The organism is Lelliottia sp. WB101 (assembly GCF_003051885.1).
GTDB classification, from domain to species: Bacteria; Pseudomonadota; Gammaproteobacteria; order Enterobacterales; family Enterobacteriaceae; genus Enterobacter; species Enterobacter nimipressuralis.
This window is the reverse complement of sequence record NZ_CP028520.1, coordinates 908,577-922,614: the sequence shown is the minus strand read 5'-3', so window position 1 is coordinate 922,614 and position 14,038 is coordinate 908,577. Positions and strand designations below refer to the sequence as shown.

At 56.4% G+C, this 14,038-nt stretch carries 12 protein-coding genes, 1 pseudogene and 1 other annotated feature; of the genes and pseudogenes, 11 read left to right on the top strand and 2 right to left on the bottom strand.

Translation table 11 applies throughout. From position 1 onward, the window contains the following. Nucleotides 1–4 precede the first annotated feature (4 nt). The 8 genes and pseudogenes from gyrB to DAI21_RS04300 all read left to right on the top strand — a co-directional run bounded on the left by gyrB (nucleotide 5) and on the right by DAI21_RS04300 (nucleotide 9,639). Nucleotides 5–2,419: a DNA topoisomerase (ATP-hydrolyzing) subunit B gene (gyrB, locus tag DAI21_RS04335; protein WP_100778277.1), complete on the top strand. Its 2,415-nt coding sequence runs from the start codon at nucleotides 5–7 to the stop codon at nucleotides 2,417–2,419. Between the two features lie 172 nt (nucleotides 2,420–2,591). Continuing rightward, entirely contained in the window at nucleotides 2,592–3,404 is an 813-nt protein-coding gene (gene yidA / locus DAI21_RS04330; protein WP_107702578.1) for a sugar-phosphatase, read from the top strand. A 224-nt stretch (nucleotides 3,405–3,628) separates the two neighbouring features. Further along, complete coding sequence (gene dgoR / locus DAI21_RS04325; RefSeq protein ID WP_100778275.1) at nucleotides 3,629–4,318, top strand: D-galactonate utilization transcriptional regulator DgoR; 690 nt, start codon at nucleotides 3,629–3,631, stop codon at nucleotides 4,316–4,318. Further along, the gene (locus DAI21_RS04320; protein ID WP_107702577.1) at nucleotides 4,315–5,193 is read left to right on the top strand and encodes a 2-dehydro-3-deoxygalactonokinase; all 879 of its coding nucleotides are present in this window, start codon (nucleotides 4,315–4,317) and stop codon (nucleotides 5,191–5,193) included. Before dgoR ends, DAI21_RS04320 begins: the two co-directional genes overlap by 4 nt. Continuing rightward, nucleotides 5,177–5,794: a 2-dehydro-3-deoxy-6-phosphogalactonate aldolase gene (locus DAI21_RS04315; protein WP_100778273.1), complete on the top strand. Its 618-nt coding sequence runs from the start codon at nucleotides 5,177–5,179 to the stop codon at nucleotides 5,792–5,794. The genes DAI21_RS04320 and DAI21_RS04315 overlap by 17 nt, the downstream gene beginning before the upstream one ends. Beyond that, nucleotides 5,791–6,939: a galactonate dehydratase gene (gene dgoD, locus DAI21_RS04310; protein ID WP_107702576.1), complete on the top strand. Its 1,149-nt coding sequence runs from the start codon at nucleotides 5,791–5,793 to the stop codon at nucleotides 6,937–6,939. Before DAI21_RS04315 ends, dgoD begins: the two co-directional genes overlap by 4 nt. Before the next feature lie 86 nt (nucleotides 6,940–7,025). Further along, nucleotides 7,026–8,361, top strand: a pseudogene (locus DAI21_RS04305) (MFS transporter). 51 nt (nucleotides 8,362–8,412) lie between these two features. Next, nucleotides 8,413–9,639 carry a DUF3748 domain-containing protein gene (locus DAI21_RS04300; RefSeq protein ID WP_199908235.1) on the top strand — a complete coding sequence of 409 codons (1,227 nt, stop codon included), beginning with the start codon at nucleotides 8,413–8,415 and terminating at the stop codon, nucleotides 9,637–9,639. On the opposite strand, the gene DAI21_RS04295 is transcribed toward DAI21_RS04300, so the two are convergent. Then, entirely contained in the window at nucleotides 9,640–9,972 is a 333-nt protein-coding gene (locus DAI21_RS04295) for a YceK/YidQ family lipoprotein (protein ID WP_100778269.1), read from the bottom strand. 246 nt (nucleotides 9,973–10,218) lie between these two features. Beyond that, nucleotides 10,219–10,291, top strand: a sequence feature (ROSE (Repression Of Heat Shock gene Expression) occurs in the 5'-region of heat shock genes and acts as an RNA thermometer to modulate expression.). Here DAI21_RS04295 and ibpA point away from each other — a divergent pair. From ibpA to DAI21_RS04280, 3 genes are all read left to right on the top strand, one after another. Continuing rightward, nucleotides 10,285–10,695, top strand: coding sequence for a small heat shock chaperone IbpA (ibpA, locus tag DAI21_RS04290; protein ID WP_100778268.1), 411 nt, complete (start codon nucleotides 10,285–10,287; stop codon nucleotides 10,693–10,695). Its footprint overlaps the feature before it by 7 nt. A 134-nt stretch (nucleotides 10,696–10,829) precedes the next feature. Next, the gene (ibpB, locus tag DAI21_RS04285; protein ID WP_100778267.1) at nucleotides 10,830–11,258 is read left to right on the top strand and encodes a small heat shock chaperone IbpB; all 429 of its coding nucleotides are present in this window, start codon (nucleotides 10,830–10,832) and stop codon (nucleotides 11,256–11,258) included. A gap of 191 nt (nucleotides 11,259–11,449) precedes the next feature. Continuing rightward, nucleotides 11,450–13,111: a putative transporter gene (locus DAI21_RS04280; protein ID WP_102105113.1), complete on the top strand. Its 1,662-nt coding sequence runs from the start codon at nucleotides 11,450–11,452 to the stop codon at nucleotides 13,109–13,111. Here the strand turns inward: DAI21_RS04280 and DAI21_RS04275 are convergent. Continuing rightward, entirely contained in the window at nucleotides 13,079–13,825 is a 747-nt protein-coding gene (locus DAI21_RS04275; protein WP_107702573.1) for a GntR family transcriptional regulator, read from the bottom strand. The two genes, DAI21_RS04280 and DAI21_RS04275, sit on opposite strands and share 33 nt — an antisense overlap. Nucleotides 13,826–14,038 lie beyond the last annotated feature (213 nt).

Sequence of the window (14,038 nt, the reverse complement as noted above, 5' to 3'; positions counted from 1 at the left end):
GTTGATGTCGAATTCTTATGACTCCTCCAGTATCAAAGTCCTGAAAGGACTGGATGCGGTGCGTAAGCGCCCAGGTATGTATATCGGCGATACCGATGACGGCACCGGTCTGCACCACATGGTATTCGAGGTTGTGGATAACGCTATCGACGAAGCGCTCGCGGGTCACTGTAAAGATATTATCGTCACCATCCACGGCGATAACTCCGTTTCCGTACAGGATGATGGCCGTGGTATTCCGACCGGCATTCACCCGGAAGAGGGCGTATCCGCTGCGGAAGTGATCATGACCGTCCTGCACGCAGGCGGTAAATTCGATGACAACTCCTATAAAGTGTCCGGCGGCCTGCACGGCGTGGGCGTTTCCGTTGTTAACGCCCTGTCGCAGAAGCTGGAACTGGTTATCTACCGCGAAGGTAAAATCCATCACCAGGTGTATACCCACGGCGTGCCACAGGCACCGCTGGCGGTCACTGGCGAAACGGAAAAAACCGGGACCACCGTGCGTTTCTGGCCGAGCCACGAAACCTTCTCTAATGTGACTGACTTCGAATACGACATTCTGGCAAAACGTCTGCGCGAGCTGTCGTTCCTTAACTCCGGCGTGTCCATCCGTCTGCGCGATAAGCGCGACGGTAAAGAAGATCATTTCCACTACGAAGGCGGCATCAAGGCGTTTGTTGAGTACCTCAACAAGAACAAAACGCCGATCCACCCAAATATCTTCTACTTCTCTACCGAAAAAGACGGTATCGGCGTGGAAGTGGCGCTGCAGTGGAACGACGGTTTCCAGGAAAATATCTACTGCTTCACCAACAACATTCCACAGCGCGACGGTGGTACGCACCTGGTCGGCTTCCGTACCGCCATGACCCGTACCCTGAACGCCTACATGGATAAAGAAGGCTACAGCAAAAAAGCGAAAGTCAGCGCCACCGGTGACGATGCCCGTGAAGGCCTGATTGCTGTGGTTTCCGTGAAAGTGCCAGACCCGAAATTCTCCTCTCAGACCAAAGACAAACTGGTCTCTTCCGAGGTGAAATCTGCGGTTGAACAGCAGATGAACGAACTGCTGAGCGAATACCTGTTGGAAAACCCGTCTGACGCGAAAATCGTTGTCGGCAAAATCATTGATGCGGCGCGTGCCCGTGAAGCGGCGCGTAAAGCCCGTGAAATGACCCGTCGTAAAGGTGCGCTGGATCTGGCCGGTTTGCCGGGCAAACTGGCGGACTGCCAGGAACGCGATCCGGCTCGCTCCGAACTGTACCTGGTGGAAGGGGACTCCGCGGGCGGTTCTGCGAAGCAGGGCCGTAACCGTAAGAACCAGGCGATTCTGCCGCTGAAAGGTAAAATCCTGAACGTTGAGAAGGCGCGCTTTGACAAAATGCTCTCCTCTCAGGAAGTGGCGACGCTGATCACCGCCCTCGGCTGCGGCATCGGTCGCGACGAGTACAACCCGGACAAACTGCGCTATCACAGCATCATCATCATGACCGATGCGGACGTCGATGGTTCACACATTCGTACACTGCTGCTGACCTTCTTCTACCGTCAGATGCCAGAAATCGTTGAACGCGGCCACATCTACATTGCACAGCCACCGCTGTACAAAGTGAAGAAAGGCAAGCAGGAACAGTACATTAAAGACGACGAAGCGATGGATCAGTATCAGATCTCTATCGCTCTGGATGGCGCTACCCTGCATGCGAATGCCCACGCTCCGGCGCTGGCGGGTGAGCCACTGGAGAAACTGGTCTCTGAGTACAATGCGACGCAGAAAATGATTGGTCGTATGGAGCGTCGCTTCCCGCGCACGCTGCTGAAAGAGCTGGTTTATCAGCCGACGCTGGCTGAAGCCGATCTCAGTGACGAGCAGAAAGTGACGCGCTGGGTGAACGCCCTGGTGACTGAGCTGAACGAAAGCGAGCAGCACGGCAGCATGTGGCAGTTTGACGTTCGCGAGAACGCTGAACAGCACCTGTTTGAGCCAATCATCCGCGTACGTACACACGGCGTAGACACCGACTATCCGCTGGATCACGAGTTTGTGACCGGTGGCGAATACCGTCGTCTCTGCACGCTGGGCGAAAAACTGCGTGGTCTGATCGAAGAAGACGCGTTTATCGAACGTGGCGAACGCCGTCAGCCGGTTGCCAGCTTCGAGCAGGCGCTGGAGTGGCTGGTGAAAGAGTCCCGTCGTGGTCTCTCTATTCAGCGTTATAAAGGTCTGGGCGAAATGAACCCGGATCAGCTGTGGGAAACCACCATGGACCCGGAAAGCCGCCGCATGCTGCGCGTGACCGTGAAAGATGCGATCGCCGCTGACCAGCTGTTCACTACCCTGATGGGCGACGCCGTTGAACCGCGCCGCGCCTTCATCGAAGAGAACGCATTGAAAGCCGCGAATATCGACATTTAATTCAGGTCGTCGATTCTGTAAGCCCGGTAGGCGTAGCCTCACCGGGCTTTTCTTTGCCTGCAAAAGAGGAATCTCCTCTTTAAATCCCATCCCCTTTCCCGACGACTCTTTTACTGTTTTCTGTGCGGAATCGCGTTAGCATGAGGACAGACTCATTTAAATCGGGGATCTCATGGCCATCAAACTCATTGCAATCGATATGGACGGCACGCTGCTGCTGCCTGACCACACTATCTCTCCTGCCGTTAAAAATGCGATTGCCGCCGCTCGTGCGAAAGGCGTGAACGTGGTACTGACCACGGGGCGTCCGTATGCCGGTGTTCACAGCTATCTGAAAGAGCTGCACATGGAACAAACGGGCGATTACTGCATCACCTACAACGGTGCGCTGGTGCAGAACGCCAGCGATGGCAGCACGGTCGCGCAAACGGCGTTGAGCTATGACGATTACCTGTACCTGGAAAAACTGTCCCGCGAAGTGGGTTCTCACTTCCACGCGCTCGATCGCAACACGCTGTACACCGCGAACCGCGACATCAGCTACTACACCGTACATGAATCCTTCGTGGCGACCATTCCGCTGGTGTTCTGCGAGCCGGAAAATATGGACCCGGCCACGCAGTTCCTGAAGGTGATGATGATTGATGAGCCTGCGATTCTGGATCAGGCTATCGCCCGCATCCCGGCGGAAGTGAAAGAGAAATACACCGTGCTGAAAAGCGCGCCGTACTTCCTCGAAATCCTGGATAAACGCGTCAATAAAGGCACCGGCGTGAAATCGCTGGCCGATACGCTGGGCATCAAGCCGGAAGAGATCATGACCCTGGGCGATCAGGAAAATGACATCGCGATGATCGAATACGCGGGTATGGGCGTGGCAATGGAAAACGCGATCCCGTCGGTGAAAGAAGTGGCCAACTTCGTCACCAAATCTAACCTCGAAGATGGCGTAGCCTACGCGATCGAGAAGTTCGTGCTGAACTAAACCGTCTCAAAACGCATCAGCCCCGGCGATTAACCGGGGCTTTTTTTTGCCTGTTGATCGATGGGTTGTTCTTTTTGTGATCTGTATTGTAGTACAACACAATGTGATTGTACTACATTACGGCCATGGAATTGACGAACGACCTCACGTTTGTACTGCAAAAGTGAGGTGAAACTCATCGGTCGCGGTAAAGTAGTGATGGACAAAAGAAACAAGGATTCTCCATGACTCTCAACAAAACCGACCGCATCGTCATCGCGCTGGGCAATCAGATTGTCAGCGGTAAGTACGTACCGGGTTCGCCGTTGCCCGCCGAGGCCGAGCTGTGCGAGGAGTTTGAAACCTCGCGCAACATCATCCGCGAAGTCTTTCGCTCGCTAATGGCGAAACGGCTGATCGAAATGAAGCGTTATCGCGGCGCCTTTGTCGCCCCGCGTAAACAGTGGAACTACCTTGATACCGACGTTCTGCAGTGGGTGTTGGCAAACGACGACGACCCGCAGCTCATCGGTGCGATGAGCGAGGTACGAAACCTGGTGGAACCGGCAATTGCCAGGTGGGCAGCCGAGCGGGCGACCTCAGGGGACCTGGCCCAGATCGAAGCGGCGCTCAACGACATGATCGCCAACAACCAGGACAGGGACGCCTTTAACGAAGCGGATATCCGCTATCACGAGGCGGTGCTGGAATCAGTGCATAACCCGGTTTTACAGCAGCTTAGCGTGGCGATCAGCTCGCTACAGCGCGCAGTTTTTGAACGGACCTGGATGGGGGATGAGGCCAACATGCCCAAGACCCTGCAGGAACATAAAGTGCTGTTCGATGCGATACGACATCAGGACAGCAATGCGGCAGAGCAAGCGGCGCTCGCCATGATCGCCAGCTCGACACGAAGGTTAAAGGAAATCACATGACATCTCGCTACATCGCTATTGACTGGGGATCGACCAATCTGCGCGCCTGGCTTTATGAAGGCGATAAATGCCTGGATAACAGGCAATCAGAAGCAGGCGTCACGCGCCTGAACGGTAAATCCCCTCAGGCGGTGTTAGCAGAAGTCACTGAAAACTGGCGCGAAGGCGCGATACCGGTGGTCATGGCAGGGATGGTAGGCAGCAACGTGGGCTGGAAAGTCGCGCCGTACTTGCCTGTTCCTGCCCATTTCTCCGCTATTGATGAGGCGTTAACGTCCGTTGGCGACAATATTTGGATTATTCCCGGACTTTGCGTTTCCCGTGACGATAACCATAACGTGATGCGTGGCGAAGAGACACAGCTGCTCGGCGCGCGCACCCTTTCTCCTTCTTCTGTCTATGTTATGCCCGGCACGCACTGCAAATGGGTGCAAGCCGACGCGGAGCAGATCCACGATTTTCGGACCGTGCTGACCGGCGAATTGCATCACGTGCTGCTGCGCCATTCGCTGGTGGGCGCGGGCCTGCCGGAACAGCAACCCTCTCCTGAGGCTTTTGCTGCCGGGCTTGCACGCGGTCTCGCTTCGCCTGCCGTTCTGCCACAACTTTTTGAAGTTCGCGCTTCACACGTGCTAGGGACTCTCCCGCGTGAACAGGTCAGCGAATTTCTCTCCGGTCTGCTGATTGGCGCAGAAGTCGCCACCCTGGGCGAGCAGTTCGCCGGGCAGCAGGACATCACCGTTGTCGCGGGTTCATCGTTAACCGCTCGTTACCAGCAGGCGTTTCGCGCCTGTGGTCGCGAAGTTTCAACGCTTGAAGGCGACGTGGCATTCCAGGCAGGTATAAGGAGCATCGCTCATGCAGTGGCAAACTAATCTCCCTCTCATCGCGATTTTGCGCGGCATTACGCCGGACGACGCGCTCGCACACGTGGGCGCAGTCATCGACGCCGGATTTGACGCAGTGGAAATCCCGCTCAATTCACCGCAGTGGGAAAAGAGCATTCCGGCAGTGGTGGACGCGTTTGGCGACAGAGCGCTAATTGGCGCGGGTACGGTCTTAAAACCCGAGCAGGTCGAGCAACTTGCCAGTATGGGCTGCAAGCTTATCGTCACGCCCAACATTCAGCCTGAGGTCATCCGACGCGCGGTAGGTTACGGCATGACCGTCTGCCCTGGCTGTGCGACTGCCACCGAAGCCTTTACCGCGCTGGATGCGGGCGCTCAGGCGCTGAAAATTTTCCCGTCGTCGGCCTTCGGCCCGGATTACATCAAAGCGCTGAAAGCGGTACTTCCGGCTGATGTTCCGGTCTTTGCCGTGGGGGGCGTGACGCCGGAAAACCTGACGCAGTGGCTGAATGCTGGTTGTGCAGGGGCAGGGCTTGGCAGCGATCTCTATCGTGCCGGGCAGTCCGTTGAGCGTACCGCAGCGCAGGCAGCCGCGTTTGTTAAGGCGTATCGAGAGGCAGTGAAATGAAAATTACCAACATCACCACGTACCGTTTACCCCCGCGCTGGATGTTTCTAAAAATCGAAACCGACGAAGGCGTCGTCGGCTGGGGCGAGCCGGTAATTGAAGGTCGCGCGCGTACCGTCGAAGCGGCGGTGCATGAGCTGAAAGAGTTCCTGATCGGTCAGGACCCGGCGCGTATTAACGATCTGTGGCAAGTGATGTACCGCGGTGGATTTTATCGCGGCGGCCCGATCCTGATGAGCGCCATCGCCGGTATCGATCAGGCGCTGTGGGATATCAAAGGCAAAGTGCTGAACGCTCCGGTCTGGCAGCTGATGGGCGGTCTGGTGCGCGACAAAATTAAAGCCTACAGCTGGGTCGGCGGTGACCGTCCGGCAGAGGTGATCGACGGCATCAAAACGCTGCGCAAAATTGGCTTTGATATCTTCAAGCTTAACGGCTGCGAAGAGATGGGCGTCATTGACAGCTCCCGCGCGGTGGATAACGCCGTGAATACGGTGGCGCAAATCCGCGAAGCCTTTGGCAATGAGATTGAGTTTGGCCTCGATTTCCACGGTCGCGTCAGCGCGCCGATGGCGAAAGTGCTGATCAAAGAGCTGGAGCCGTACCGCCCGCTGTTTATCGAAGAGCCGGTACTGGCGGAGCAGGCCGAGTACTATCCTAAGCTGGCGGCACAGACCCATATTCCCATCGCGGCGGGCGAACGTATGTTCTCGCGCTTTGAATTCAAACGCGTGCTGGAAGCGGGCGGCCTGGCGATTTTACAGCCGGATCTGTCCCACGCCGGGGGTATCACCGAATGCTACAAAATCGCTGGTATGGCCGAAGCTTACGACGTGGCGCTGGCGCCGCACTGCCCGCTGGGACCGATTGCCCTGGCCGCCTGTCTGCACGTGGACTTCGTCTCGCGTAACGCGGTATTCCAGGAGCAGAGCATGGGCATCCATTACAACAAAGGTGCTGAGCTGCTCGATTTTGTGAAAAACAAAGAAGACTTCAGCATGGAAGGCGGGTTCTTCAAACCGTTAACCAAACCGGGTCTGGGCGTGGACATTGACGAAGCCAAAGTGATTGAGCTGAGTAAAAACGCGTCCGACTGGCGTAACCCGCTGTGGCGATATTCGGATGGTAGCGTAGCGGAGTGGTGATCACCATTTCGTAAGCCCGGTCAGCGCCATATTCCCGGGCAAAAATTCTTACCCACAAAAACATAACCCTCTGTAACTTACAGGGCATGGTGACGTGTATCACTATGCCCAAAATCTGGAGACAGATTAATGGATATTTCTGTGACTACCGCAAAAACAGGCCGTCGTCGTTACCTGACGCTGCTGATGATTTTTATTACCGTGGTGATTTGCTACGTTGACCGCGCCAACCTGGCCGTGGCGTCCGCGCATATTCAGGAAGAGTTTGGCATTTCGAAAACCGAGATGGGCTACATCTTCTCGGCGTTTGCCTGGATGTATACCTTGTGCCAGATCCCAGGCGGACGTGTGCTGGACCGCTTAGGCTCTCGCACCACTTACTGCATCGCGATTTTTGGCTGGTCCGTTGCCACCCTGTTCCAGGGCTTTGCCACCGGACTGCTGTCGCTGATTGGCCTGCGCGCCATCACCGGGATCTTCGAAGCGCCCGCTTTCCCGACCAACAACCGCATGGTGACCAGCTGGTTCCCGGAGCATGAACGCGCCTCGGCGGTGGGGTTCTACACCTCCGGACAGTTTGTAGGCCTGGCGTTCCTCACGCCGCTGCTGATCTGGATCCAGGAGTCGCTGAGCTGGCACTGGGTGTTCATCATCACCGGCTGCGTCGGGATTATCTGGTCGTTTGTCTGGTTTAAGGTCTATCAGTCACCGCGTAAAACCAAAGGCATCACATCCGCAGAACTGAATTACATCGAGCAGGGCGGCGGTCTGGTGGATGGCGATGCGCAGATTGAAAACAAGGGGCGCACCCGCCTGACCAAAAGTGACTGGAAACTGGTTTTCCACCGCAAGCTGGTGGGGGTTTATCTCGGGCAGTTCGCGATTGCGTCTACCCTGTGGTTCTTCCTGACCTGGTTCCCGAACTATCTGACCCAGGAAAAAGGCATCACCGCGCTAAAAGCCGGTTTCATGACCACGGTTCCGTTCCTCGCAGCGTTCGTGGGGGTGCTGTTGTCGGGCTGGATCGCCGATATGTTAGTGCGCAAAGGCTTCTCGATTGGATTCTCGCGCAAGCTGCCCATCATCTTCGGCCTGCTGCTCTCCACCTGCATTATGGGCGCGAACTACACCAATGACCCGGTGTGGATCACCGTGCTGATGGCGGTGGCCTTCTTCGGCAACGGTTTTGCGTCCATCACCTGGTCGCTGGTCTCCTCGCTGGCACCGATGCGTCTGATCGGTCTCACCGGAGGCGTGTTTAACTTTGCCGGCGGGTTAGGCGGTATCACCGTTCCGCTGGTCATTGGCTATCTGGCGCAGGCGCACGGCTTTGCACCTGCTCTGACCTACATCTCCGTCATCACTCTGATTGGCGCGCTCTCCTACATCCTGCTGGTCGGCGATGTTAAACGAGTAGGCTAAATCTTCGCGATGCTTTACCCTGATGCGATAACCGCGCATCAGGGTCTCTCCATGAAACAAATCACCTTCGCTCCCCGTCATCATCAGCTCACGAATACCAATACCTGGACGCCTGACAGCCAATGGCTGGCGTTTGACGTGCGACCGTCCGGCGCGTCCTTTACGGGCGAGACGATCGAGCGAGTCAACGTGAAGACGGGCGAAACCGAGGTGATCTACCGCGCTAAAAATGGCGCGCACGTGGGCGTGGTGACCGTTCATCCTCTTGAGGAACAATACGTCTTTATTCACGGCCCGGAAAACCCGGATGCGGGCTGGCACTACGATTTTCACCATCGTCGCGGCGTGATTGCCCGCAACGGCGAAGTCAGTAATCTCGATGCCATGGACATCACTGCGCCCTATACCCCCGGCGCGCTGCGCGGCGGGAGCCACGTTCACGTCTTTAGCCCCAACGGGCAACGGGTCAGTTTTACCTATAACGACCATGTGATGCACGAACGTGACGTGACGCTGGATCTGCGCAATGTCGGCGTCGCCGCGCCGTTCGGCCCGGTGATGCCGCAGGGCAATCATCCGCGCGAATATGCCGGAACGTTCTGGAGCGTACTGATCAGCCGCACGACGCCTACGCCACGGCCCGGCAGCGATGAGATCAACCGCGCCTATGAAGAGGGCTGGGTGGGTAACCGCCAGCTGGCCTTTATCGGCGACACGCTCTCTGAACGCGGCGAAAAAGTGCCGGAGCTGTTTATCGTCGATCTTCCAGACGATGAGGCAGGCTGGAAACAGGCGGGCGACGAACCGCTGGAAGGGACGGAGCAGACCCTGCCCGCACCGCCTGCTGGTGTGGTGCAGCGGCGTTTAACGTTCACCCATGAAAACCGCTATCCGGGGCTGGTCAACGTGCCGCGCCACTGGGTGCGCAGCCATCCGCAGGGCGGTGAAATCGCGTTTTTGATGCGCGATGAGCGTGGCATTGTGCAGCTATGGCTTATCGCGCCAGAGGGTGGTGAGCCGCGCCAGCTGACGCATAACACCCGCGATATTCAGTCGGCGTTTAACTGGCATCCGTCGGGCGAAGCGCTGGGATTTGTGCTGGACAACCGCATCGCCTGCTGCGATGCGCGAAGCGGTGAAGTGACGTTTTTGACGTCCGATCACGGCAATCCGCCCTCGGGTGATGCGGTGGTATTCTCGCCGGATGGTCGTTATGTGGCGTGGATGGAAGAGACGGCCGGTTTCCGTCAGCTTTGGGTCACGGAAACCGGGAAGTAATCAGGGCGCTGTCATCTCAGCGGGCGGGATAACGCTGTTGGTGGCCATATTCTGCTTTTCGCTTTTTTCCACGCGTGAACGCACCGAGCTATCGGTGCGGAACAGATCCCACGGGACTAACAGCGTATCCAGCACCGCTGTAAACGGCAGATCCAGAATCGCCAGGGATTTGGTGCCCCAGTTCGTCTCATCATCCGAAATCATATTCGCGCTGGCGCGCGTGCCCGGATATGTTCCTTCTTTACCGCCGGTGTGAGACATCACGCTCGAACACCCGCAAAGTAATACCACTACGCTGCATGTTGTCAGCTTTATCAGAACATTATTCATCATCTGTTAATCAATGTTAATGGCGAGACATAACCGCAATATCGAGTTATAGCGAGCCATGTGCGAAAAGAATAGCTGGAAAGCGCCGCTCTGTGGCAGCCATCGCAATTTCACTCTTTGTGCTGTAGTCCCAGTCTATGCGAGACCCAGCAAAGTGCAAAAAAATCTCGCATTTAACCTCTTGAAATGATCGGAATCAGACCCACTTTATCTGTGTAGCCGAAGAACGAACACGCCTGATGGGTGTTTGGTGGCACAACGGCCTGTCCATGGTGGAAGGCAAACATTACTCGCTGATTTCAGGAGCATTGATTTATGCGTAATTTCGATTTTTCCCCGCTGTACCGTTCTGCTATTGGTTTTGATCGCCTGTTCAACCATTTAGAAAATAACCAAAGCCAGGGTAACGGTTACCCTCCATACAACGTTGAGCTGGTTGACGAAAACCACTACCGCATTGCCATTGCTGTCGCCGGTTTCGCAGAGAGCGAACTGGAAATCACCGCGCAGGACAACCTGTTGGTGGTGAAAGGCGCGCATACGGCAGAGCAGAAAGAACGTACCTATCTCTACCAGGGCATTGCTGAGCGCAACTTTGAACGCAAATTCCAGCTCGCCGAAAACATCCACGTTTACGGTGCAAACCTGGTGAACGGTCTGCTGTTTATCGATCTGGAACGTGTGATTCCGGAAGAGAAAAAACCGCGCCGTATCGAGATCAACTAATTTAAGCGGGTCGCTCGCGCGGCCCATCCAGAGTGGCTTGCCGAAACGGGAGCCTGTGCGAATCCATGTGGATTTGCAGGAACAACTGCGCACTAAAAACAGTGCTTAACTCGCTTCTCAGAAGGAGATTAACAATGCGTAACTACGATTTATCCCCCCTGCTGCGTCAGTGGATTGGTTTTGACAAACTGGCTAACGCCCTGCAAAGCACGGCTGAACAACAGAGTTTTCCGCCGTACAACATCGAAAAAAGCGATGACAACCACTACCGCATCACGCTGGCGCTGGCCGGATTCCGTCAGGAGGATCTCGATATCCAGCTCGAAGGCGCGCGCCTGACGGTGAAAGGGACGCCGGAAAAACCACAAACTGAAACCCAGTGGCTGCATCAGGGCCTGGTGACTCAGCCGTTTAGCCTGAGCTTTACCCTGGCTGACCATATGGAAGTCTCCGGTGCGACCTTTACCAACGGGCTGTTGCACATTGATTTGACGCGCAACGTGCCGGAAGCACTGGCACCGCAGAAAATCGCCATCAGCGAACGTCCGGCGCTGAACAGCTAATTTGTGTCGGGAGGCGCTGCGCTTTCCCGACCAACAAAACCCGCAGGCCTGCTCAAGGGCAGTGTCTGCGGGAAAAGCAAACGACTAAGCCCCGCTTTCGCGGGGCTTTTTTGTGCGCCATCGCCCATACAAACCCCATAACCTCTGCGAGAATCCCCTTAATCACTAAGGATATGCGCAGGGAAAAGGTCATGAGTGATATCGCGTTAACGGTTAGCGTGTTGGCCCTGGTTGCAGTGGTTGGGCTGTGGATTGGCAATATCAAAATCCGCGGTGTCGGATTTGGCATTGGCGGAGTGCTTTTCGGCGGTATTTTTGTCGGCCATTTCGCCGATCAGCTTGGGTTAACCCTCAGCGCTGAAATGCTGCACTTCATTCAGGAATTCGGCCTGATCCTCTTCGTCTACACCATCGGCATTCAGGTCGGGCCTGGGTTTTTCGCCTCGCTGCGCGTCTCCGGGCTGCGGCTGAATCTCTTTGCTCTCGGCATTGTCGTCATGGGCGGCCTCGTCACCGCCATTCTGCATAAAATCTTTGATATTCCGCTCCCGGTGGTGCTGGGGATTTTCTCCGGCGCGGTCACCAATACCCCTGCGCTGGGGGCCGGACAGCAAATTCTGCGCGATCTGGGCATTGCGCCCGGCGTAGTGGATCAGATGGGGATGAGCTATGCGATGGCTTACCCGTTTGGCATTTGCGGCATTCTGCTGACCATGTGGCTGGTGCGCGTGCTGTTTCGTATCAACGTGGACGACGAAGCCAAAAAGCATGAATCCACGATCACCAACGGCCACATGCTGATCAAAACCATCAACATTCGCGTCGAAAACCCCAATCTGAACCACATGGCGATTCAGGATGTGCCGATTCTGAACAGCGTCAATATCATCTGCTCGCGCCTGAAGCGGGACGAAATGCTGATGGTCCCATCTCCCGGCACTGTGATTCAGCTCGGGGACTTATTGCACCTGGTCGGCCAGCCCGGCGATCTGCACAGCGCGCAACTGGTGATCGGCCAGGAGGTAGACACCTCCCTCTCGACGCGGGGCACCGACATGCGCGTGGAACGCGTTGTGGTCACCAACGAGCAGGTATTGGGCAAAAAAATCCGCGATCTGCAGGTAAAAGAGCGCTACGACGTCGTGATCTCACGCCTGAATCGCGCGGGCGTTGAATTGGTCGCCAGCCCGGATGCCAGCCTGCAGTTTGGTGATATCCTCAATCTGGTTGGCCGCCCGTCGTCCATCGACGCCGTCGCCGATATGGTCGGCAATGCGCAGCAAAAATTGCAGCAGGTGCAGATGCTGCCGGTGTTTATCGGTATCGGGCTGGGGGTGCTGCTCGGCTCAATTCCCCTCTACGTGCCCGGATTCCCGGTAGCGCTCAAGCTCGGTCTGGCGGGCGGGCCGCTGATCATGGCGCTGATTTTGGGGCGTATCGGCTGTATCGGGAAGCTGTACTGGTTCATGCCGCCAAGCGCCAACCTGGCCCTGCGCGAGCTGGGCATTGTGCTTTTCCTCTCGGTAGTGGGGCTGAAATCTGGCGGCGACTTTATCCACACTCTGACGCAGGGCGAGGGGATAAGCTGGATCGGCTACGGAATTATCATCACGGCGGTTCCGCTGCTGACGGTCGGGATTCTGGCGCGAATCTTCGCGAAGATGAACTACCTGACCCTGTGCGGCATGCTGGCCGGCTCCATGACCGATCCTCCGGCGCTGGCCTTCGCCAACAATCTGCACGCCACCAGCGGCGCGGCGGCACTCTCCTACGCCACCGTTTATCCGCTGGTGATGTTCCTGCGTATCATCACGCCGCAGCTACTGGCCGTGCTGTTCTGGGGGATAGGCTAACAACGCGTCCGGGTGGATGCGCCGCAGATGGTAGTCCACCTGGTAATCGCTGGTATTGCGGAACATCACGGAGTAATTCAGGAACTCGCCGCTGTCGCTGTAGGACAAGGACGTAATGCGCAGCAGCGGCGTCTGTTCCGGTAAGTTCATCAGATTCGCCAGCTGCCGGTCAGCCAGTACCGGCGTCAGGCTCTCGTAGTTCCCGCTGATGGAGATCCCGCACTCCTTCTCGATGTAATCAAACTTCGACCCTTCAAGATGCGCCAGCGACAGGTTGCGGAACAGCTTCACGGGCATAAAGCTGTCTTCCAGCATCAGCGGTTTTCCCTCCACGTAACGCACCCGACGCGAAAAGTAGATCCGCTCGTCAATCTGAATACGCAGCTGGCTGGCGATGGCGGGCGGGGCGGGCATCACTTCAAACTGTAATACCTTGCTCTGCACCTCTTTGCCCTGCTGGCGCAACACCTCCACCAGCCCGGTCAGATTGGTGGTTTCATGGTGAACATCCTTGCGCGCAACAAAGGTGCCGCTGCCGTGACGGCGCACCACCAGCCCCCAGCCGACCAGCAAATCGATGGCCTTGCGAATGGTCATCCGCGCCACGCCAAACTCCTGCGCCAGCGCTTTTTCGCCTGGCAGCGGGCTGCCGACATTGTAATCCGACGAATTGAGCCGCAGACGTAATCTGTCGGCAATGGATTTGTAGATCACCTGTAGACCTCTCTGCGCGTATTCAGTCGTGCATCGCGTCTTAACATGTCCATATTTTGAACTGAAAGTAGACCTGAGTGGGCAAATTAAAACCATGAATGCGATCACGGAACGCAGCGGTGCGCGGTGTGGGCCGCTGAATAAATTTTTATTCTCATTTCAGGCCAGCACAAAACCAATAAGGCCAAACCCCCTACAGGTTGTTACATGAGG

Bases quoted from the DNA above. Each gene is read 5' to 3' on its own strand.
- gyrB (WP_100778277.1), top strand. From the start codon at position 5: ATGTCGAATTCTTATGACTCCTCCAGTATCAAAGTCCTGAAAGGACTG.
- yidA (WP_107702578.1), top strand. From the start codon at position 2,592: ATGGCCATCAAACTCATTGCAATCGATATGGACGGCACGCTGCTGCTG.
- dgoR (WP_100778275.1), top strand. From the start codon at position 3,629: ATGACTCTCAACAAAACCGACCGCATCGTCATCGCGCTGGGCAATCAG.
- DAI21_RS04320 (WP_107702577.1), top strand. From the start codon at position 4,315: ATGACATCTCGCTACATCGCTATTGACTGGGGATCGACCAATCTGCGC.
- DAI21_RS04315 (WP_100778273.1), top strand. From the start codon at position 5,177: ATGCAGTGGCAAACTAATCTCCCTCTCATCGCGATTTTGCGCGGCATT.
- dgoD (WP_107702576.1), top strand. From the start codon at position 5,791: ATGAAAATTACCAACATCACCACGTACCGTTTACCCCCGCGCTGGATG.
- DAI21_RS04300 (WP_199908235.1), top strand. From the start codon at position 8,413: ATGAAACAAATCACCTTCGCTCCCCGTCATCATCAGCTCACGAATACC.
- DAI21_RS04295 (WP_100778269.1), bottom strand. From the start codon at position 9,972: ATGATGAATAATGTTCTGATAAAGCTGACAACATGCAGCGTAGTGGTA.
- ibpA (WP_100778268.1), top strand. From the start codon at position 10,285: ATGCGTAATTTCGATTTTTCCCCGCTGTACCGTTCTGCTATTGGTTTT.
- ibpB (WP_100778267.1), top strand. From the start codon at position 10,830: ATGCGTAACTACGATTTATCCCCCCTGCTGCGTCAGTGGATTGGTTTT.
- DAI21_RS04280 (WP_102105113.1), top strand. From the start codon at position 11,450: ATGAGTGATATCGCGTTAACGGTTAGCGTGTTGGCCCTGGTTGCAGTG.